A 17,999-nucleotide genomic window follows, 5' to 3' on the forward strand; every position below is an offset into this window, starting at 1 on the left:
CGGTTTTTGATATTTATATATCCTTTCATAGGGTTTTGCCTATGCTGTTGATTTCTTCCATAGGGCTTCACCCTATGTTATTGATATCGCCACTTCGTGGCTTGGTGTTTTATAATTTATTTAAAACTAAATTTATTGCCTTTGGAAAAATCTCATATTCTATGGTATGAATTTTTTCGGTTAAGGTTTCTAAAGTTTCGTTTTCGGAAATTGCAAATGATTTTTGGAGAATAATTTCGCCTTCATCAATTCCTGAGGTTACATAATGTACGGTTGCGCCGCTTTCTTTTTCACCGGCTTCTAAAACGGCTTCATGAACATGATGGCCCCACATTCCTTTTCCACCAAATTTTGGTAATAAGGCAGGATGAATATTAATGATTTTCCCGTCAAATGATTCGCAGAATTCTTTATTTAAAATCGATAAAAACCCTGCAAGGACAATTAAATCTGTTTTTGCAGGAAGAATTTGTTTTAATTCAGAGGAGAAGGTTTTTCCTCTTGGAACTAATTGAACTGGAATATCATGATTTTTTGCACGCTGCAATCCAAAACATTCACGGTCAGCAACAACCAAAGAAATCTTTGCATTCGGAATTTCTCCATTGTCGATGCCATCGATAATTCTTTGTAAGTTCGTTCCGCCGCCGGAAACTAAAACTACGATATTCTTCATTTATATTAATAATAAGTATTGGATAATGAGTAATTCAATTCGACCTTTTACTTATCGATTCTTTAAAACATTAAATTAACTGTATTTTTTCCGGACCTTCTGTTATTTCACCGATTTCGTAAGCATCATCAATAAGATTTAAAACTTTTGAAGCATGTTCTTCATCAATCACCACAACCATTCCAACTCCCATATTGAATGTTCCGTACATTTCCATGCGCTCAATATTTCCGCGTTTTTCTAATTCGAGCATTACGGAAGGAATTTTAATTTTTGAAGCATCGATTGTTGCACACAAATTCTCAGGAATAATTCTAGGGATATTTTCGATAATTCCACCACCGGTAATATGGGCAATTCCACAAACATCAACTTCTTCTAAAATTTTATGAATCGGCTGGTAATATAATTTGGTCGGAACAAGAAGTGTTTCATATAAAGGCTTTCCTTCAAACTCTTCATTGAAATCAGTAAATATTTTTCTTACCAAAGAAAATCCATTCGAGTGAAATCCTGAACTTGGTAAAGCGATAATTTTGCAACCTGGTTTAATTTTAGAACCGTCGATGATTTGATCTTTCTCTACAATTCCGACGCAGAAACCTGCAACATCATAATCGCCCGGTTTGTACATTCCCGGCATTTCTGCAGTTTCGCCACCGATCAATGCACAATTATTGTCTTTACATGCTTTTACCATTCCCATTACAATTTCGGCGGCGATGTCGGCATCTAATTTTCCACAGGCTAAATAGTCGAGGAAAAATAAAGGTTTTGCACCGTGACATAAAATATCGTTGGCACACATTGCAAAACAGTCAACACCGATAGAATCGTATTTTTTAGAATCTAAAGCCACTTTCAGTTTGGTTCCTACTCCATCGGTTCCACTTACGAGAACGGGGTTTTTGTAGCCAGCGATTTCGTAGAATGCTCCAAAACTTCCGAGATTATTCAAAACATTTTTGTTGTGCGTTTCGGCAACGGCCTTTTTGATTTTATCGACGGTTTTGTAACCTTCTTCTTTATCGACACCCGCAGATTTATAGGTATTGCTCATTTTTGTTTCTTTAATATTATGATTCTAAAATAATTCTTTTTAATAAAATAAAAAAGCCGACAGTCATTTTGACCGTCGGCTTTTTGTTTATTTTTCAGCGTCGATTACATTTCCAAAATCTTGGAATATTTCTTTTGGTGAATGTAATAAATGCAGTTTCACTTTTAAAAATTTAGTTCTGCGAAAATAAGATTTTTAAACCTGATTCTAAAATTATAAATGATAATTTTTCTATAATTTTTAATAATTAAATTCTGCGTTGATTTTAATTATTAATGAAAATATTAGTTGGAATTCTTTATTTTTGCGACAAAGAAATAGATATGGCTTCAGGATTTTTTGCGGTATTGGATGATATTGCTGCCTTAATGGACGATGTTGCAGTTGCCTCGAAAGTGGCGACCAAACAAACGGCAGGAATATTGGGCGACGACTTAGCCGTGAATGCTGAGAAAGCAACTGGCTTTTTGTCTTCACGTGAAGTCCCGGTTCTTTGGGCGATCATGAAGGGTTCTTTTGTGAATAAACTGATTATTATTCCGATTGCCTTTTTGTTGCAGTTTATTTTTCCGCCGGCGATTAAGTTCATTCTTATTTTGGGCGGACTTTATCTGGCTTATGAAGGCGTGGAGAAAATCATCGAATATCTGTTTCATAAAAAAGAGAAGCACGAAGCAGAAAATGAAGAATTTTCAAATGGAGTAAGTGCTGAAACTGCTGAAAAAATAAAAGTGAAATCAGCGATTACGACCGATTTTATTTTGTCTTTGGAAATTGTGATTATCGCTTTAGGTTCAGTTTTGGAAAAATCTTTACCAATACAAATTGTGACCGTTTCCATCGTAGCAATTTTAGCAACCGTGGGAGTTTACGGAATTGTAGCCTTAATAGTAAGAATGGATGACGCCGGTTATAAACTTATTGAAAAATCACACAACAAAGGATTTTTTAATTTTTTGGGAAAAGCGTTAGTGAAAGCCTTGCCCATGATTATCAAAGCCTTATCAATTATTGGAACGATTGCTTTGTTATTAGTTTCAGGTGGAATTTTTGACCACAATATCGAATTGGTTCATCGGTTTTTACCGCACGTGACCGAAATGGCAAAACACGCTCTTTATGGAATTATCGCAGGTTTAGGAATGTTTGCAATCGTAAGTGCCGGAAAGAAACTGTACTCTTTAGTAAAGAAATAAGGGCTTTAAAATAATAAAGAAAACGGGTAGCATTCACTGCAACCCGTTTTTTGATTTTATCTTATTTCAACGAATGATTACATTCTCGGTAAATCCATGGGAACTTCCATTAATAATATTTCTGAATCTTCCGTGGCTTCTAAAGTAAAAGCGTCAGTTTCCCAAATTCCGAAGCCGTCTCTGGTTTCTAAATTTTGGTCGCCGACTTTGGCTGAACCCCTTAAAACGAAAATATAAACGCCATTTTTTGAATCGTGTAATTTGTATTCTTTTGAATTTCCCTTTTCAAATTTTGCTAAATTAAACCAGGCGTTTTGGTGAATCCAAACTCCTTCATCGTCCCGATTGGGAGAAAGAATCTGCTGGAAATCATTTAACTTCTCACCTTCTTTAATGCTGATTTGGTCGTAACGCGGTTCAACATTCATTTTGTTTGGAATAATCCAAATCTGTAAAAACTTAACGAGTTCGTCTTTTTTTTTATTGTATTCGCTGTGTTGCACGCCGGTTCCAGCACTCATCACCTGAATTTCTCCTTTTTTAATAACGGAAGTAGTGCCCATAGAATCTTTGTGTTCCAAATCACCTTCCAAAGGAATTGAAATAATTTCCATATCACGATGTGGATGCGTTCCGAAGCCCATTCCCGAAGCAACCTGGTCGTCATTAAGAACACGTAAAACTCCGAAGTTCATTCTTTCAGGATTGTAATAATTCGCAAAACTAAAAGTGTGGTGAGATTTCAGCCAACCGTGATCTGCATAGCCACGAGAATCTGATTTGTGATAAATTGTTTTCATATCTGTTTTATTTTATTTTAAAATATTTACTCTTTAATTACTCTACAAAAATAACATGTTACGTATTGAAAAACATTGATTTAAGATAAGAAACTTTTAATTTAACTGAAAGCCTATTTTTTGTTAATTACGTTTTTTTTAAATATACCACCCAGGAAATTGTAGATGTTCTGATTTCAAACAAATATTAAAACTTAATAAAAATAAACATCAATTTTGTCTAATTTAATAATCATAAAGGTTTTTTTTTACATTTACTATAATAACCAAATAAATTATTTATTATGAAAACACTATTTAGTTTCTCATCTATTTTATTATTGGTAATAATATTATTTTCTTGTGGAGCAAGAGAGACAGCATTTAAAACGATTGATACTGTAAATCCTCTTTCAAATCGATTTACTACAAAGTCCGATTTAAATAGAGACATTTCGAGCAATAAGATAATTGATAGAATAAGCAGAGATGCTGGACTTGAAAAAAATCAAAAACTATCTGATATTAAGTTAAGAAAACTAACTCAATCCGAAAAGGATAAAAAAGACGCTAATAAGCCTATTTATGTATTGCAAGCAAAATCAACAAATGGAATAAGTATAGCACATATATTCTCTACGAACGGTGATGAAACAGCATTGATTAGTGAAGGAAAAACTTGTAAATGCACATCAACTCAATGTGCACACGGATGCAATGCCGAAATATTTGGAGGAAATTGCGGTTGCTCTCATTGTTCTGCTGAATGCAAAAAAGAATCTACAGTTACGGAGGAAGAAGAAGGATAGTAAGAATATTAAATCTACAATAAAGCGGGCATTTTTTTGTTCGCTTTTTTTATTTAATCGTTTTATGAAATTAAATATTGAAATTTCAAACGTTACATTCGAGGATTTAAAGTTCAAAGAGTTAGAAAATAAATCATTTTCATTAATTTTAATAAATTTTATAAAGATGAAAATTTCAGAAAAAAGAATCTACGATAATCCCGACAAAGAAGATGGTTTCAGAATTCTCGCCGACCGACTTTGGCCGAGAGGAGTGAAAAAGGAAGATGCACAGATCGATTTATGGGCAAAGGAAATTGCACCTTCAACAGAATTGCGAAAATCTTACCACGGAAAAGAAATTGATTTTGCAGTTTTCAGTAATAAATATTTAAAAGAACTCAAAGAAAACACTCAGACAGAAGGTTTTTTAAATCAAATAAAAACCCATAAAACAATCACGCTGATGACTTCGGTAAAAGATATTACCACAAGTGAAACTCCAGTTTTAAAGTCGTTTTTGATGCAGTTTTTTAAATAATAGAAAACCTATTTTATTTCTTCAAACCAGAGATGATTACATCTTCAATTGGTGTTTTTATTTTAATAATTTCGTTACTCACATCATTGGGAACCGTCATCGATAAGACATATTGTTTGATTTTCCACTGCGTTCCGATTTTTTCCAGAACGCCACTTCCGCGACAAAGTTTCATTTGGGTATCTAGTAATTCATCAAACCACGCATATTTTCCATCAGCACTAAAAGTGATGTTTCTTTTTAATGAAGTAAAATTCCAGGCTTTTCCTTTTTCGAAATGCGGTTTAGAATAATCCATGAATTCTTTTTTATTCCAGACTTCATTGGCATCTGTCCCGATAAAAGTTGACTCTTCTGCATAAAGTTTAAAGTAATTTTTAAAGTCAGCCTTTGAGGCGTAAAGATTCAAATCATCTAAAACTTTACCAACATTCTTTTTCTGAACATTTTCATAAAACCCTTTCTTCTGAGAGAAAAGAGAATTAGAGCAAACCAATAGAAATGCGATTAATGTAAATACGATATTCTTTTTCATATTTTTTTAAATTATAATTATTAATGGTCTAAAACTAACAAATATTTTCCGTAAACCGTGATTCTAGTTGATGGATAAAGCAATATCTTCCTATAAAGTAAAATCTGGAGGTCGGAATTCTCAGTGGTGAATCCAAAAATGCGGATTCTACTTTCTGAATGTAAAAACAACAGAAAAATAAAACAAAAAAAAAGCGCAATCAACTTTTTATTTTAAAGGATATGGAAGAGCGGTATCAAGTTCTATCGGGTTGTTATTTCTACGCAATTCCTCCTGCGTTCTTTTCGTTAGATACGGAATATCTTCTTTCGTGTGGTACACTTTTCCGTCCCCGAAATTCACACTCCACTCCTCCGCTGTTCTGGCCCAGGAATAAGGGTCGCTGAAGTAATTAAGTTTGATCTCATTGAATTTTTTATTGGTGATTTTTACAGGTTTTTCCCCATAATGAGTCTCCAGAAAGTCAGTGGTATCAAAGTCAGTTTCTAATTTTATATTGCCGATTAATTTATAGGAATAATTATTGCCAAAATCTGAAATTTCAAAAATTAAACCCGGTAATCCCTGGAATTTGTAAGGACCTTCATTAATCGGAATTTCGGTGCAAAACCAGGCAATCCAATGTCTTCCTCCGAAATCTGTGGTTGCTTTTTGTAGATTGTACTCCCCTGCTTTTTTAATCTCAGGAAAAATCTTCCACTTCATTTCATCTTTAGATTCAATCAGAAAATAATCAAAAAGGTTGTCTCTATAATTCTGATTAATAGAACTTCCTTTCTTTCTCTTAGTCAATTGTTGGGAAGGACTGTTCATCGTCCAATTTTCGAGTGTATTCTTGCGTATAGAATCAATCCGTAAAAATTCCATATCATAAAACTTGGTATTTTCCTTGCCCACATCTAAAATAACTTTTATGGAATCAAATTTATTTTTTGTAGAATCACTTTTGAAATGCAATTCATAAATAAAACGGTGCCCTTGCGAAAAACCAAAGTTGAAAGTCATACCCAACAAGCACAAAACAACTAACCTTTTCATATTTAAGATTCTTAAAGGTGTTAAATATAAATGATTTACATGAGATAACAGTGAAATCAACAATATTTCGTTGATCATCAAAATCATTATTTATAAATATAAAAAAATGGACAGTAAAAATAAATCAAATTCCTGTTTCCTTACAATAATCTGAAATCGGAAGTACTATAAAAATACCCTCGGCATATGTAGGGTAAAAAATAATCATTAAAGAAACAATGATTTTTAATTAACTCTCAGAACCCTTATCTTTGCAAAAAATAGACAAACATGATGTCAGATAGAAAGATGATTACGGCGGCCTTGCCGTACGCAAACGGACCGGTTCATATTGGCCATTTAGCCGGAGTTTATATTCCCGCCGATGTGTATGCAAGATTTCAAAGAAGATTGGGAAAAGACGTTGCTTTTATATGCGGTTCCGATGAACACGGAATTCCGATTACAATTCGTGCTAAAAAAGAAGGCGTGACTCCACAAGATATCGTTGATAAATACCACGGAATCATCAAACAATCTTTCGAAGATTTGGGAATTTCTTTTGATGAATATTCCCGAACGACCTCTAAAAGACATCACGATGTGAGTCAGGATTTTTTCAAGACCTTATATAATAAAGGAAAGTTTATCGAAGAAGTTTCAGAACAATACTTTGATGAGCAAGCGAATGAATTTCTTGCAGACCGTTACATCGTAGGAACTTGCCCGAATTGTGGCAATGAAAACGCTTATGGTGATCAGTGCGAAAAATGTGGCTCTACCCTTTCGCCTTCAGAATTGATCAATCCAAAATCAATGTTAAGCGGAAATGTTCCCATTTTAAAGGAAACTAAAAACTGGTATCTTCCTTTAAATGAATACGAAGATTTTTTGAATGAATGGATTATCGAAGGTCATAAAGACGACTGGAAACCCAATGTTTACGGACAGGTAAAATCATGGTTGACCGATGGTTTGAAACCAAGAGCGATGACTCGTGATTTAAATTGGGGCGTTCCTGTTCCTCTTCCAAATGCAGAAGGAAAAGTGCTTTATGTTTGGTTTGATGCGCCGATTGGCTACATTTCTTTCACTCAGGAATGGGCAGAAAAAAATGGAAAAGACTGGAAAGATTACTGGCAAAATGAGAATACAGATTTGGTACATTTTATTGGAAAAGACAATATTGTTTTCCACTGTATTATTTTCCCGGCGATGATGAAAGCGCACGGCGATTATATTATGCCGACGAATGTTCCAGCCTTTGAATTTTTAAATTTAGAAAACGATAAAATCTCAACTTCCCGTAACTGGGCAGTTTGGGCTCACGAATATGTTCAGGAATTCCCGGGACAGCAAGATGTTCTGCGTTATGCACTTCTTTCTTCCGCTCCGGAAACCAAAGACAATAATTTTACCTGGAAAGATTTTCAAACCAAAAACAATTCTGAATTGGTGGGAATTTTCGGGAACTTTATTAATAGAGTTGCTGTTCTGATTCATAAATATTACGACGGAGTTGTTCCAGCCGGAAATGAAAATGCAGAAGAATTAAACGAGATCACGAAAGCCGCTACCGAAGTTGAAAATTTTTTAGAAAACTATGAATTCAGAAATGCTTTGACTTCAATGATGAACTTAGCACGTTTCGGAAATCAATATCTTCAGATCGAAGAACCTTGGAAAACGATTAAAGACAATCCGGAAAAAGCCGCAGGTTCTTTATTTATTGCAGCACAAATCGCAGTTGGATTAGCACAGATCTGTGAACCATTCCTTCCTTTCAGTGCGGAGAAATTACAGAAAATGTTTAATGTTTCTCAACTCAATTGGACAGACATTAAAAACAATAAAGTATTGATCAAAACCGGACATTTAATTAATCCGTCAGAATTATTATTTTCTAAAATTGAAGACGAAACGATTGAATTTCAAATTCAGAAATTAGAGAACACCAAAGAATCCAACAAAAAAACCAATCCTAAAGCCAACCCGATGAAAGAAGAAATTCAATTTGATGATTTTACCAAAATAGATTTAAGAACGGCTACAATTCTGACTGCAGAAAAAGTAGAGAAAGCAGATAAACTATTGAAATTCTCCGTAGACACTGGAGTTGATGTAAGAACCGTTGTTTCTGGAGTTGCTGAAAGTTTCACGCCGGAAGAATGCGTTGGAAAACAAGTCATGATTTTGTTAAATCTTGCGCCACGTAAAATCAGAGGAATCGAATCTCAGGGAATGTTGCTTTTAACAAATGACGCTGACGGAAAATTAGTATTTGTAACTCCTGAAAAGCAAGTAGAAAACGGTATAGAGATTGGATAATTAATTTCTTGATACTATGTTTTTTTTAACGCAAAGGCGTTTCACTTAACGAAGCCAATAAATAAAAAAAGACCTGAAATTAATTCAGGTCTTTTTTCGTTAATCTCGCTAAAAAAGAATCTTCTTCCTGCAGAATTTTTTCAATCGTAAATCCGTTATTTTCAACGGCTCTTTTCAATGTTTCTAAATCCAGATATAACCATTTAATCGGTTTTTCTGTGTCGAGTTTATAATGGATGAAGTAATCGACTTCGCCGTAATAATGATTGGCGGGAACCATTACGCCTCCATCTTCATCCCGGTCGTACATGTACAGAATATCGGTGCTGTCAATTAAAATTTGTCCGTCGTCCTTTAAAAGTGAATGTAATTTTTCTAAGTATAAATCGATTTTATCTAAGGTTTGAAAAATTCCTGTTCCATTCATTAACAACAAAACCGTATCGTATGTTTCACCGGAAAATTGAAGAATATCTGAACACACCGTATTTTTCACGCCACGCAACTGACAAACCTCAATTGATTTTGGGGAGAAATCTAAGGCTAAAACATCTAAACCTTTTTCATCTTGAAGATACAAACTGTGCGAACCGGCTCCTGCGCCAATATCCAAAACTTTTCCTTTCGATAATTCTAGGGCTTTTTGTTCCAGCAAATTCATTTCATCAAAATCGCGGAAAAGATAATCGACTGGCAAATCATCAATTTCTGAAATGGAGGTTTCGGTTAATAAATTCTCGGGACTTTGATTATGGTAAAAATCCCAAATCGCCTGTCCCATTAAATCTTTCATTGTCATATAATTTCGCCAAAAATAAGGAAATAATGAGCGACAGTCAATTCACGAAACATATTATTAAAAAAAATAATCTTTTTATTAAAAGAATGATTAATTTAGGCTAACAAAACCATCAAAACTTATGAGAAAGATCGATCAACTCTTTGCCGAATACGGTGAAAGCCATCAAAATCATACGAACGAGATGATTCACTGGATTTGTGTTCCTTTAATATTTTGGTCGATTTTAGGATTCATTTCATTAATTCCAGCACCCCATTTTTGTGTTCAATATTTCGGGTGCATCAGCATTGTGAGTATTATTGCAGTTCTTTTGGTAACGATATTTTATTTCAGACTGTCGTGGAGAATTACCGTCATCATGATTTTTATAATGTTGTTGATGGAACATCTGGTATATTTTGTAAATGTCAAATTTGAACATCAATCCTGGATTTTCTTTGTTGTCGTTTTTGTTCTCTCTTGGATCGGACAATTTTATGGACATAAAGTGGAAGGTAAAAAACCGAGTTTCTTGAAAGATTTACAGTTTCTCTTGATTGGTCCGATTTGGCTGCTTCACTTTATTTTAAAGAAACTGAACCTTAAATATTAAAATGACTTCTCTCATCTTTTGAGTTTCTACCGCTTAGAAAAAGAGCAAAACCTACTAAAAACCTTAAATTTGCGGAATATTAATTCTAAAAGAACTGAGATCATGATAAAAAAAATCATCCTTCTGTCCGCATTTTTACTCCTTCTTTTTTCATGTGGTACGAGAGAAGATGAAACAGATAACGAACAATATGTTGGCGTTTGGACCTGGGTTTCAACAACTGGCGGAACTGATAACGTAAACCAAACTCCTGCAAACACCGGTATTACCAGAACGATGACTTTAACCGCAGAATCCCTTTATACCATTAAGGAAAATGGAGAAGTCGTAAGCGAAGGAACTTACTATTTAGGTCTAGGGGTAACGAATACTGATCATTTAGAAAAACTGTTTCTTAATTTAAGTAATGATCCGCATTTAATTGTTGAAAGCATAAATACAACCGATTTGTATTTAGGTGAAGATGTAAATAACGGTTACAAATACCATTATAACAAATAGAAAAAGGTCAGAAATATCTGACCTTTTTGCTACGGAAAATTTTAATTATTCTCAAAATGTTTTTTAACTGTTTCTAAAACTTCTTCATCGCTCATATGTTGTGCGGTATCTAAAGTAATTTTCAGGTTTTTAAACTGTGCTGTTTCGTGAAGATATCTTTTGAATTCTTCCTGAACCTGACCTGGACCGGTGATGTACAATTCTTCAGTATTTTCAATCATGTGATCAATTTCTTTAAAGAACTTCATTCGGTTGGTCTGTTCTGCATTATTTGCATTTTTCTCACTGCTATTCCAACCTTGCACTTCCGCTTTTATAGGTTCGCATAACTTGAAATCAGAAGTATTTTGTGCATCATGATTTTTTACGAGAATTGCTTTTTGCGTATCGATCCACAGACCTGCTACTTTTCTATCTTTCATAATATTTATTTTTTAACTTAAATACTATTTAAACAACAATGATGCAAAGGCGATGTTAATGGTTGTTAATGTTTATCTTCCCAACACAAAAACAGCCGGAATTTTATGAAGTTCTGGCTTGTTTTTCTGCCAGTCTTTTATGGTTAAAGTTTTAATGAACTCATCCTTCGGATCATTAATATTTGCCGCAATACACAACTTTGCATGCGGCGGAAGATTCTTACACAAGTCTTCAAACAACTGGTTATTACGATAAGGAGTTTCCATAAAGATTTGGGAAAATCCCGTATTTTGAACCTGACTGTCCAACCATTTAATTTTCGATTTTTTCTCAGATTTATCGATTGGTAAGTAACCATGAAAGGTAAATTCCTGACCATTAAATCCACTAGAAATTAAAGCCATTATAATCGATGAAGGTCCATTAATGGGAATCACTTTTACGCCATTTTCATGACACCATTTCACCATCAAATTCCCGGGATCTGCGATACAAGGCAATCCGGCTTCTGAAAGCAAACCGAAGTCTTGTCCTTTAACCATCAACATTTGGGCTTCCTGTAAATCTTTTCTTTCTGTGTTTTTATCCAAAAGAAACAGTTTCAAATCTGATTGTTTTTTTTCCGGTGCAAAAAACTTAATCACTTTCCTGGCAGTTTTTTCATTTTCCACGAAGAAATAATCGGTCTTTAAAATATACTCTTTCACCGCCGGAGCGAAATAATCGATCGGTGAGTTTTCTGATAAGTAAGCAGGAATTAGAAATAGCATTTGTGAGGAATTGGTTTTTTTTGTAATTGAATTTTTGAGTCCTTGAATTTTTTAACTCTTGATAAACGGCGTCAAAATCAGACATTCCACCCCAATAAGGATCCGGAACTTCCTGATTATTTTCGAGAATTAAAGAAACTTTATTTCGATCGCTGTCCGTTTTTGCCAGAGACAAAACGTCTTTTAAATTATTTCGATCCATACAGTAAATGTGATCAAACTCTTTGAAATCATTTTCTGTAAATGGTCTTGAGCGTTGTTGAGAAATATCAACATTATACTTTTGTCCGGTCTTAATCGACCGTTGATCTGGATTTTTACCTTCGTGCATATCGATCGTTCCGGCAGAATCTACGATGAAGTTTTCAGGAAGTTTAGATTGTAAAATACCTTCTGCCAAAGGACTTCTGCAAATGTTGCCAAGGCAAACCATTAAAATTTTCATATTGACTTTTTATAAAGATGCAAAATACAAATAAAAAAAGGAATTTTTAAAAAAACTCCTTTTGTATACTATGATGGTAATAAAATTTACTGCTTGATTTTTTCAGTTAATTCTTTTACGTATTTCTTAATTTCTTTGTCGATTTTCGAAACATCTTTAATCGTATCGCAAGCGTACATTACGGTTGAATGGTCTTTTCCGCCCATTTCTTCGCCGATTTTATTGAAGGTAGCATTGGTGAATTCCTTTGCAAAATACATCGCTAACTGTCTTGGTAATGCGATTTCTCTTTTACGTGTTTTCGATAACAATTGTTCTCTTTGAATACCGAAATATTCACAAACAACATCCTGAATGTAAGGAATATTGATAACCTTTTTCTGATTAGCCGCAATCTTGCTGATGGTTTCTTTCAGAAGTTCCAATGATAAGTCTGACTTATAAATGGTCGAATAAGCAATCACAGAATTAATAACCCCGATTAGTTCGCGAACGTTGGTTTTCACTTCTGAGGCAAGGTAATCGAGCATGTCCTCTGTAAGAACGATTCCGTCACGACTTAATTTATCAACGATGATTTTACGTCTGGTATCAAAATCCGGAGATTTAATTTCCGCTGAAAGTCCCCATTTAAAACGGGAAACAATACGATCCTGTATATCAAGAATATCAACCGGCGCTTTATCAGAAGTTAAGATAATCTGTTTTCCGTTTTGGTGCAGATAATCGAAAATGTGGAAGAAACTGTCTTGCGTAGATTTTTTCCCTGATAAGAACTGAATATCATCAATAATTAAAACATCAACCATTTGGTAGAAATTCGCAAATTCTGTTTGTTTATGTGCTTTCGCAGCAGAAACGAATTGCTGAATAAATTTCTCGGATGATAAATAAAGAACTACTTTTTCTGGGTATGCGTTTTTAACTTCTAAACCTACAGCGTGTCCTAAGTGGGTTTTCCCAACTCCGTAACCTCCATATAAAAATAATGGATTGAAAGCAGTTGCACCAGGTCTTTTCGCAATAGATTTTGCAACGGTTGAAGCAAATTTATTGCTTTCCCCTTCTACATAATTGTCAAATGAAAAATCTGCTTTCAGGTTAGAATCAATATTAATTTTCTTCATTCCCGGAACGACAAATGGATTGATGACGTTCGATGAAAATGATGGTGGCAAAGTTTCCTGCATTTTTGGAGTCGGTACACTTTTGCCTTTTACGTTCATGGTAATTGGCTTCTCTTGTCCAGCTGGTTTATTTTCCATTACGGAATACCAAAGTTTTACTCCTTTTCCAATGTTCTTTTTTAGTGCAGCAGAGAGCAATGATAAATAATTATCTTCTATATATTCTTTGTAGAAATCACTCGGAACCAGTAGGGTTAAATTATTGCTGATTAATGATACAGGTTGTACATTATCAAACAATAAATCAAAAGAATTTTCGAGTTTTTTTAGGTCAGTATTGTCTTCCGCCGCGTTAAGGTTATCCCTCATAAACGTCAGACATTTTTCCCAAATTATAGTTAAATTTTCATCCATTTTCTTGCTGCAATTTTTCCTTCGCTTGTTAATTTTGACGGGAAGACAAAGATGTAATTTTTAAACGTCAAAAAAAAATCTTTGTGCTATTGATTAATTAGAAATATATTTGTATGATTAATTGAATACTTAAGATGATACACACAACACACACAATTAGAGTTCGTTACGCCGAAACCGACCCTATGAAATATGTCTATTACGGCAATTACGCGACCTATTTTGAAGTGGGTCGGGTAGAACTTTTTCGAGAACTTGGTATGCCATATGAGGAGATCGAACGACTTGGAATTTGGTTGCCCGTATCCCAATTTTCCATTAAGTATTTAAAACCAGCCCTCTACGATCAAAATCTCGAAATTCATACTTTTATTAAAAAAATCCCAGGGGTAAGAATCGAATTTGAATATGAAATTTATAATGATTCTAAAGAGAAAATTACGGAGGCAAAAACGACCTTATTTTTCTTAGATTCAAAAAAAAATAAGATCGTAAAGTGTCCGGATTTTTTAATGAACCTCATCCAGAAAAATTGGAAAGAATAAAATTTCTGAAACCTTAAATAACTTTGAACTCAGATTATTTTTTTTCTTTTTGACCGATATTTCTAATTGCAAAAAGCTTTTAAAATCTGGAACTTCCTTTTGAATTACATTATTCAAAATATTTTTATTTATTTTTAAGAATAGTGAAAAAGCAGACTTGAGATTTTTATAATTCTTATCGTTCGGAATATTATAACTCAGTTCCAGGTTCAACCTCGTAAGGTTCTTTATCTTTCTCGAAAATCCTCGTCATTTCAGTACCTTCTACCGTAATTCGATTTCCAATTTTACGGATCCAGTTTCCTTCCCGAAGTCCAATCACTCTGGTGTCATTCTGAGTTAAAAATTCTTTGATTCTGGTTTCGCGGGTTTCTCCGTTATGTTTTAAATCAGGATTCGGATCTAAATAATGGGGATTAATATTAAAAGGCACCAAACCCATACAGTCAAAACTAGGTGGGTAAACAATCGGCATATCATTGGTCGTTTTCATATTCAAGCCGCCAATATTAGAACCTGCACTCGTTCCCAAATAAGGTTTTCCGTTTTCTACATTTTCTTTTAAACCGGCCATTAGATTCAACTCCCATAAACTTTTTACCAATAAAAAGGTATTTCCCCCACCCGTGAAAAATGCTTTTGCATCGTAAAGCGCGAGTCGTTGGTATTGAAATTCATGCAAACCTTTTACATTTATATTAAGTTGGGCAAAAAACTCTTTTGCAATATTGGTGTAATCACCATGCGAAATCCCTCCCGGTCTTGCGTAGGGAATAAAAATAATCTCATCAATTCCTTTATAAAGTTCTGCAATTTCAGTTTTAATATATTCCAGATAATTCCCACCAAAAAGTGTAGAAGTTGAAGCAAGAAGAATATTCATTTCCATAACGTTTATTTTTTCGAGTGGTAAAGATAATCAATTCGGGAGTTTAAAAAATCGAACTCATAGATAATTATCATATTAATAAAAATATTACTGATTTTTGTCAACTTTCTGTTAATATTTAAAATATTGGCCTTTTCAAATTAATATCAGTGTATATTTGCATAGAATTTAACAACTAAAACACATTTATCATGAACTACACGATTGTTGGTCTTTTTCCAAGTCAAGAAAACATCAAAGAAGTTACCGCAGGAATAGAAAAATCAGGAATCAAAAACCAAGATTTTATCATTTACAGAACCGACCGAGATAATGCGCCGGAAGTAAAGAAAAATTTCTGGGAAAGACTTTTTGGATCTCAAAAGGTAGAACTGAATAATACTCCAGATCATTTGATTACAAGTGTTACTGTAAAAACTGAAGAAGAATTTAAAAACGTAACAAAATCTTTCAAAGAGAATAAAGCGGTCAAAATTTATGAATTTGAAGATATGACAATTGACGAGGCGAAAGATTTAAACTACGTAAAGAAAATTGTAGAACTCCGTGCAAAATCTCATATTTATTCATTGCCTGAAATATCAGTTTCGGAAACATCGATGAATTAAGAAAAAACAAAACACTTTCAATATTTAAATACTAAATCCGCCCCGTTTGTTAACGTCGCGGATTTTTTTATCAACCTTTGTTCTATTAAAATTCTTCGAAATTAAATTTAAGTCATTACCTTTACTCTCATTCAAAAAAGCACTTCATGAACTTTCGTTTCAATCTCTCTTTTATTTTATTATTGACATTTCAAATTGCGTTTTCACAACAAAAAACTTACTGCAATCCTATTAATATTGATTACGGTTACACGCCATTTGATGTATTTTCAAAACAGGGAAAACACCGAGCGACTGCAGATCCGGTGATTGTAAATTTTAAAGATGACCTTTATCTTTTCTCTACTAACCAAGAAGGATATTGGCACAGCGACGATATGCTCCACTGGAAATTCATTTCTCGGAAATTCTTGAGAGACAACAAATACACCCACGATTTAAATGCTCCCGCAGTTTGGGCGATGAAAGATACTTTATATGTTTACGGTTCCACTTGGGAATCAGATTTCCCAATCTGGAAATCTACTAATCCAAAAACAGATGACTGGAAGATTGCAGTTGATACTTTAAAAGTTGGTGCTTGGGATCCTGCATTTCATTATGACGAAGACAAAGACAAACTCTATTTGTATTGGGGGTCAAGTAATGAATGGCCACTTCTGGGAACTGAAATCAATACCAAAACAATGCAGTCTGAAGGATATGTAAAACCCATCATTAAATTAAAACCGGAAGATCACGGCTGGGAAAGATTTGGCGAATACAATGACAATGTTTTTCTGCAACCTTTTATTGAAGGGGCTTGGGTAACAAAACACAATGGAAAATATTACATGCAATACGGTGCTCCTGCCACGGAATTCAGTGGTTATGCTGATGGAATTTATGTGAGCAAAAATCCACTGGAAGGTTATGAATACCAAAAGCACAATCCGTTTTCTTATAAACCAGGTGGATTTGCAAGAGGCGCTGGACACGGTTCAACTTTCCAGGATAATTACGGAAATTATTGGCATGTCTCCACCATTTTTATTTCGGTTAAAAATAATTTCGAAAGAAGACTGGGAATCTGGCCGGCAGGTTTTGATAAAGATGACGTGATGTATAGCAATACCGCTTACGGCGACTATCCTACTTTGCTTCCTGAATTTGCGCAGGGAAAAGATTTCACGAAAGGACTATTCCCGGGTTGGATGTTATTGAATTATCAAAAACCAGTACAGGTTTCTTCAACCTTAGGCGGCTATCAACCAAACCTGGCGGTAGATGAAGACATTAAAACCTATTGGTCTGCAAAATCAGGAAATGCTGGTGAATATTTTCAAACTGATCTTGGCGAAGTTTCTACCATTAATGCCATCCAGATTAATTACGCCGATCAAGATGCAGAATTCAAAGGGAAAACTTTAGGCAAAATGCATCAGTACAAAATCTACAGTTCAAATGATGGTAAAAACTGGAGAACCTTAATTGATAAAAGCAAAAACAAGACGGATGTTCCACATGATTATATCGAATTAGAAACTCCCGCAAAAGCAAGATATTTAAAAATGGAAAATCTAAAAATGCCGACAGGTAAATTTGCCTTAAGTGGATTTAGAGTTTTCGGAAAAGGTGCCGGTGAAAAACCAGGCAAAGTAGAAGATTTCGTTCCGTTGCGAGCAGATCCAAAAAAATATGGCGAACGAAGAAGCATCTGGATGAAATGGAAACAAAACCAAAACGCAGATGGCTACGTTATTTACTTCGGAAAATCACCTGATAAATTATACGGAAGCATTATGGTTTACGGCAAAAACGAATATTTTTTTACAGGTGCAGATCGCGTTGATGAATATTACTTTCAAATTGAAGCCTTTAATAATAACGGTATTTCCGAAAGGTCAGAAATTTACAAATCTGAATAAATTTTAAAATTAAGTTTAATAAAGGCCTTCTATTCGAATGCCTTTTTTATTTTTGT

20 protein-coding genes are annotated in these 17,999 nt (G+C 34.2%); 9 read left to right on the forward strand and 11 right to left on the reverse strand.

Annotated elements, in window-relative coordinates; all coding sequences use genetic code 11:
- Positions 1-109: 109 nt before the first annotated feature.
- Together purN and purM are read right to left on the reverse strand one after the other, a co-directional pair.
- The gene (purN, locus tag PUH65_RS05240) at positions 110-676 is read right to left on the reverse strand and encodes a phosphoribosylglycinamide formyltransferase (RefSeq protein WP_305518743.1); all 567 of its coding nucleotides are present in this window, start codon (positions 674-676) and stop codon (positions 110-112) included.
- 70 nt (positions 677-746) lie between these two features.
- Positions 747-1,736 carry a phosphoribosylformylglycinamidine cyclo-ligase gene (gene purM, locus PUH65_RS05245; protein WP_305518744.1) on the reverse strand — a complete coding sequence of 330 codons (990 nt, stop codon included), beginning with the start codon at positions 1,734-1,736 and terminating at the stop codon, positions 747-749.
- A gap of 323 nt (positions 1,737-2,059) precedes the next feature.
- Between purM and PUH65_RS05250 the strand changes: the two genes are divergently transcribed.
- The gene (locus PUH65_RS05250) at positions 2,060-2,932 is read left to right on the forward strand and encodes a DUF808 domain-containing protein (RefSeq protein ID WP_305518890.1); all 873 of its coding nucleotides are present in this window, start codon (positions 2,060-2,062) and stop codon (positions 2,930-2,932) included.
- A gap of 77 nt (positions 2,933-3,009) precedes the next feature.
- Here the strand turns inward: PUH65_RS05250 and PUH65_RS05255 are convergent, their stop codons facing one another.
- Complete coding sequence (locus PUH65_RS05255) at positions 3,010-3,732, reverse strand: pirin family protein (protein ID WP_305518745.1); 723 nt, start codon at positions 3,730-3,732, stop codon at positions 3,010-3,012.
- Between the two features lie 284 nt (positions 3,733-4,016).
- Between PUH65_RS05255 and PUH65_RS05260 the strand changes: the two genes are divergently transcribed.
- Together PUH65_RS05260 and PUH65_RS05265 are read left to right on the forward strand one after the other, a co-directional pair.
- The gene (locus PUH65_RS05260) at positions 4,017-4,520 is read left to right on the forward strand and encodes a hypothetical protein (RefSeq protein WP_305518746.1); all 504 of its coding nucleotides are present in this window, start codon (positions 4,017-4,019) and stop codon (positions 4,518-4,520) included.
- Between the two features lie 166 nt (positions 4,521-4,686).
- Complete coding sequence (locus PUH65_RS05265; RefSeq protein ID WP_305518748.1) at positions 4,687-5,040, forward strand: DUF488 domain-containing protein; 354 nt, start codon at positions 4,687-4,689, stop codon at positions 5,038-5,040.
- A gap of 13 nt (positions 5,041-5,053) precedes the next feature.
- On the opposite strand, the gene PUH65_RS05270 is transcribed toward PUH65_RS05265, so the two are convergent.
- Both PUH65_RS05270 and PUH65_RS05275 read right to left on the reverse strand, forming a co-directional pair.
- Complete coding sequence (locus tag PUH65_RS05270; RefSeq protein ID WP_305518750.1) at positions 5,054-5,575, reverse strand: nuclear transport factor 2 family protein; 522 nt, start codon at positions 5,573-5,575, stop codon at positions 5,054-5,056.
- Between the two features lie 207 nt (positions 5,576-5,782).
- On the reverse strand, positions 5,783-6,613 hold the full coding sequence (locus PUH65_RS05275) for a GLPGLI family protein (protein WP_305518752.1): 831 nt from the start codon (positions 6,611-6,613) through the stop codon (positions 5,783-5,785).
- A 273-nt stretch (positions 6,614-6,886) separates the two neighbouring features.
- Here PUH65_RS05275 and metG point away from each other — a divergent pair, with 273 nt between their 5' ends.
- The gene (gene metG, locus PUH65_RS05280) at positions 6,887-8,920 is read left to right on the forward strand and encodes a methionine--tRNA ligase (RefSeq protein ID WP_305518891.1); all 2,034 of its coding nucleotides are present in this window, start codon (positions 6,887-6,889) and stop codon (positions 8,918-8,920) included.
- A 79-nt stretch (positions 8,921-8,999) separates the two neighbouring features.
- Here metG and PUH65_RS05285 read toward each other — a convergent pair whose 3' ends face one another.
- The gene (locus PUH65_RS05285; protein ID WP_305518754.1) at positions 9,000-9,713 is read right to left on the reverse strand and encodes a bifunctional 2-polyprenyl-6-hydroxyphenol methylase/3-demethylubiquinol 3-O-methyltransferase UbiG; all 714 of its coding nucleotides are present in this window, start codon (positions 9,711-9,713) and stop codon (positions 9,000-9,002) included.
- 127 nt (positions 9,714-9,840) lie between these two features.
- On the opposite strand from PUH65_RS05285, the gene PUH65_RS05290 reads away from it, so the two are divergent.
- Both PUH65_RS05290 and PUH65_RS05295 read left to right on the forward strand, forming a co-directional pair.
- Positions 9,841-10,314 carry a DUF962 domain-containing protein gene (locus tag PUH65_RS05290; RefSeq protein WP_305518756.1) on the forward strand — a complete coding sequence of 158 codons (474 nt, stop codon included), beginning with the start codon at positions 9,841-9,843 and terminating at the stop codon, positions 10,312-10,314.
- Positions 10,315-10,416: 102 nt separating this feature from the next.
- On the forward strand, positions 10,417-10,815 hold the full coding sequence (locus PUH65_RS05295) for a hypothetical protein (RefSeq protein WP_305518764.1): 399 nt from the start codon (positions 10,417-10,419) through the stop codon (positions 10,813-10,815).
- A gap of 41 nt (positions 10,816-10,856) precedes the next feature.
- Here the strand turns inward: PUH65_RS05295 and PUH65_RS05300 are convergent, their stop codons facing one another.
- From PUH65_RS05300 to dnaA, 4 genes are all read right to left on the reverse strand, one after another.
- Complete coding sequence (locus PUH65_RS05300; RefSeq protein WP_305518765.1) at positions 10,857-11,237, reverse strand: hypothetical protein; 381 nt, start codon at positions 11,235-11,237, stop codon at positions 10,857-10,859.
- Positions 11,238-11,309: 72 nt separating this feature from the next.
- Positions 11,310-12,008: an SAM-dependent methyltransferase gene (locus tag PUH65_RS05305; RefSeq protein WP_305518766.1), complete on the reverse strand. Its 699-nt coding sequence runs from the start codon at positions 12,006-12,008 to the stop codon at positions 11,310-11,312.
- Positions 11,899-12,453 carry a low molecular weight protein-tyrosine-phosphatase gene (locus PUH65_RS05310; protein WP_370692015.1) on the reverse strand — a complete coding sequence of 185 codons (555 nt, stop codon included), beginning with the start codon at positions 12,451-12,453 and terminating at the stop codon, positions 11,899-11,901. Before PUH65_RS05310 ends, PUH65_RS05305 begins: the two co-directional genes overlap by 110 nt.
- 86 nt (positions 12,454-12,539) lie before the next feature.
- On the reverse strand, positions 12,540-13,994 hold the full coding sequence (gene dnaA / locus PUH65_RS05315; RefSeq protein ID WP_305518767.1) for a chromosomal replication initiator protein DnaA: 1,455 nt from the start codon (positions 13,992-13,994) through the stop codon (positions 12,540-12,542).
- Positions 13,995-14,128: 134 nt separating this feature from the next.
- Here dnaA and PUH65_RS05320 point away from each other — a divergent pair, with 134 nt between their 5' ends.
- Positions 14,129-14,539, forward strand: a complete 411-nt coding sequence (locus PUH65_RS05320) for a thioesterase family protein (protein WP_305518768.1) — start codon at positions 14,129-14,131, stop codon at positions 14,537-14,539.
- 190 nt (positions 14,540-14,729) lie between these two features.
- Here PUH65_RS05320 and pepE read toward each other — a convergent pair whose 3' ends face one another.
- Positions 14,730-15,422 carry a dipeptidase PepE gene (gene pepE, locus PUH65_RS05325; RefSeq protein WP_305518769.1) on the reverse strand — a complete coding sequence of 231 codons (693 nt, stop codon included), beginning with the start codon at positions 15,420-15,422 and terminating at the stop codon, positions 14,730-14,732.
- A gap of 197 nt (positions 15,423-15,619) precedes the next feature.
- On the opposite strand from pepE, the gene PUH65_RS05330 reads away from it, so the two are divergent.
- On the forward strand, positions 15,620-16,036 hold the full coding sequence (locus PUH65_RS05330) for a hypothetical protein (protein ID WP_305518770.1): 417 nt from the start codon (positions 15,620-15,622) through the stop codon (positions 16,034-16,036).
- A 146-nt stretch (positions 16,037-16,182) separates the two neighbouring features.
- A complete protein-coding gene (locus PUH65_RS05335; protein WP_305518771.1) occupies positions 16,183-17,943 on the forward strand; it encodes a discoidin domain-containing protein in 1,761 nt (586 codons plus the stop codon).
- Positions 17,944-17,999: the final 56 nt, after the last annotated feature.

Source organism: Kaistella sp. SH40-3 (assembly GCF_030686865.1).
Taxonomy (GTDB): Bacteria; Bacteroidota; Bacteroidia; order Flavobacteriales; family Weeksellaceae; genus Kaistella.

Coding starts and splice junctions, on each gene's coding strand:
- PUH65_RS05295 (WP_305518764.1), top strand. CDS start 10,417: ATGATAAAAAAAATCATCCTTCTGTCCGCATTTTTACTCCTTCTTTTT.
- pepE (WP_305518769.1), bottom strand. CDS start 15,422: ATGAATATTCTTCTTGCTTCAACTTCTACACTTTTTGGTGGGAATTAT.
- PUH65_RS05270 (WP_305518750.1), bottom strand. CDS start 5,575: ATGAAAAAGAATATCGTATTTACATTAATCGCATTTCTATTGGTTTGC.
- purN (WP_305518743.1), bottom strand. CDS start 676: ATGAAGAATATCGTAGTTTTAGTTTCCGGCGGCGGAACGAACTTACAA.
- PUH65_RS05275 (WP_305518752.1), bottom strand. CDS start 6,613: ATGAAAAGGTTAGTTGTTTTGTGCTTGTTGGGTATGACTTTCAACTTT.
- PUH65_RS05305 (WP_305518766.1), bottom strand. CDS start 12,008: ATGCTATTTCTAATTCCTGCTTACTTATCAGAAAACTCACCGATCGAT.
- PUH65_RS05335 (WP_305518771.1), top strand. CDS start 16,183: ATGAACTTTCGTTTCAATCTCTCTTTTATTTTATTATTGACATTTCAA.
- PUH65_RS05260 (WP_305518746.1), top strand. CDS start 4,017: ATGAAAACACTATTTAGTTTCTCATCTATTTTATTATTGGTAATAATA.
- PUH65_RS05290 (WP_305518756.1), top strand. CDS start 9,841: ATGAGAAAGATCGATCAACTCTTTGCCGAATACGGTGAAAGCCATCAA.
- metG (WP_305518891.1), top strand. CDS start 6,887: ATGTCAGATAGAAAGATGATTACGGCGGCCTTGCCGTACGCAAACGGA.
- PUH65_RS05265 (WP_305518748.1), top strand. CDS start 4,687: ATGAAAATTTCAGAAAAAAGAATCTACGATAATCCCGACAAAGAAGAT.
- dnaA (WP_305518767.1), bottom strand. CDS start 13,994: ATGGATGAAAATTTAACTATAATTTGGGAAAAATGTCTGACGTTTATG.
- purM (WP_305518744.1), bottom strand. CDS start 1,736: ATGAGCAATACCTATAAATCTGCGGGTGTCGATAAAGAAGAAGGTTAC.
- PUH65_RS05310 (WP_370692015.1), bottom strand. CDS start 12,453: ATGAAAATTTTAATGGTTTGCCTTGGCAACATTTGCAGAAGTCCTTTG.
- PUH65_RS05320 (WP_305518768.1), top strand. CDS start 14,129: ATGATACACACAACACACACAATTAGAGTTCGTTACGCCGAAACCGAC.
- PUH65_RS05285 (WP_305518754.1), bottom strand. CDS start 9,713: ATGAAAGATTTAATGGGACAGGCGATTTGGGATTTTTACCATAATCAA.
- PUH65_RS05300 (WP_305518765.1), bottom strand. CDS start 11,237: ATGAAAGATAGAAAAGTAGCAGGTCTGTGGATCGATACGCAAAAAGCA.
- PUH65_RS05250 (WP_305518890.1), top strand. CDS start 2,060: ATGGCTTCAGGATTTTTTGCGGTATTGGATGATATTGCTGCCTTAATG.
- PUH65_RS05330 (WP_305518770.1), top strand. CDS start 15,620: ATGAACTACACGATTGTTGGTCTTTTTCCAAGTCAAGAAAACATCAAA.
- PUH65_RS05255 (WP_305518745.1), bottom strand. CDS start 3,732: ATGAAAACAATTTATCACAAATCAGATTCTCGTGGCTATGCAGATCAC.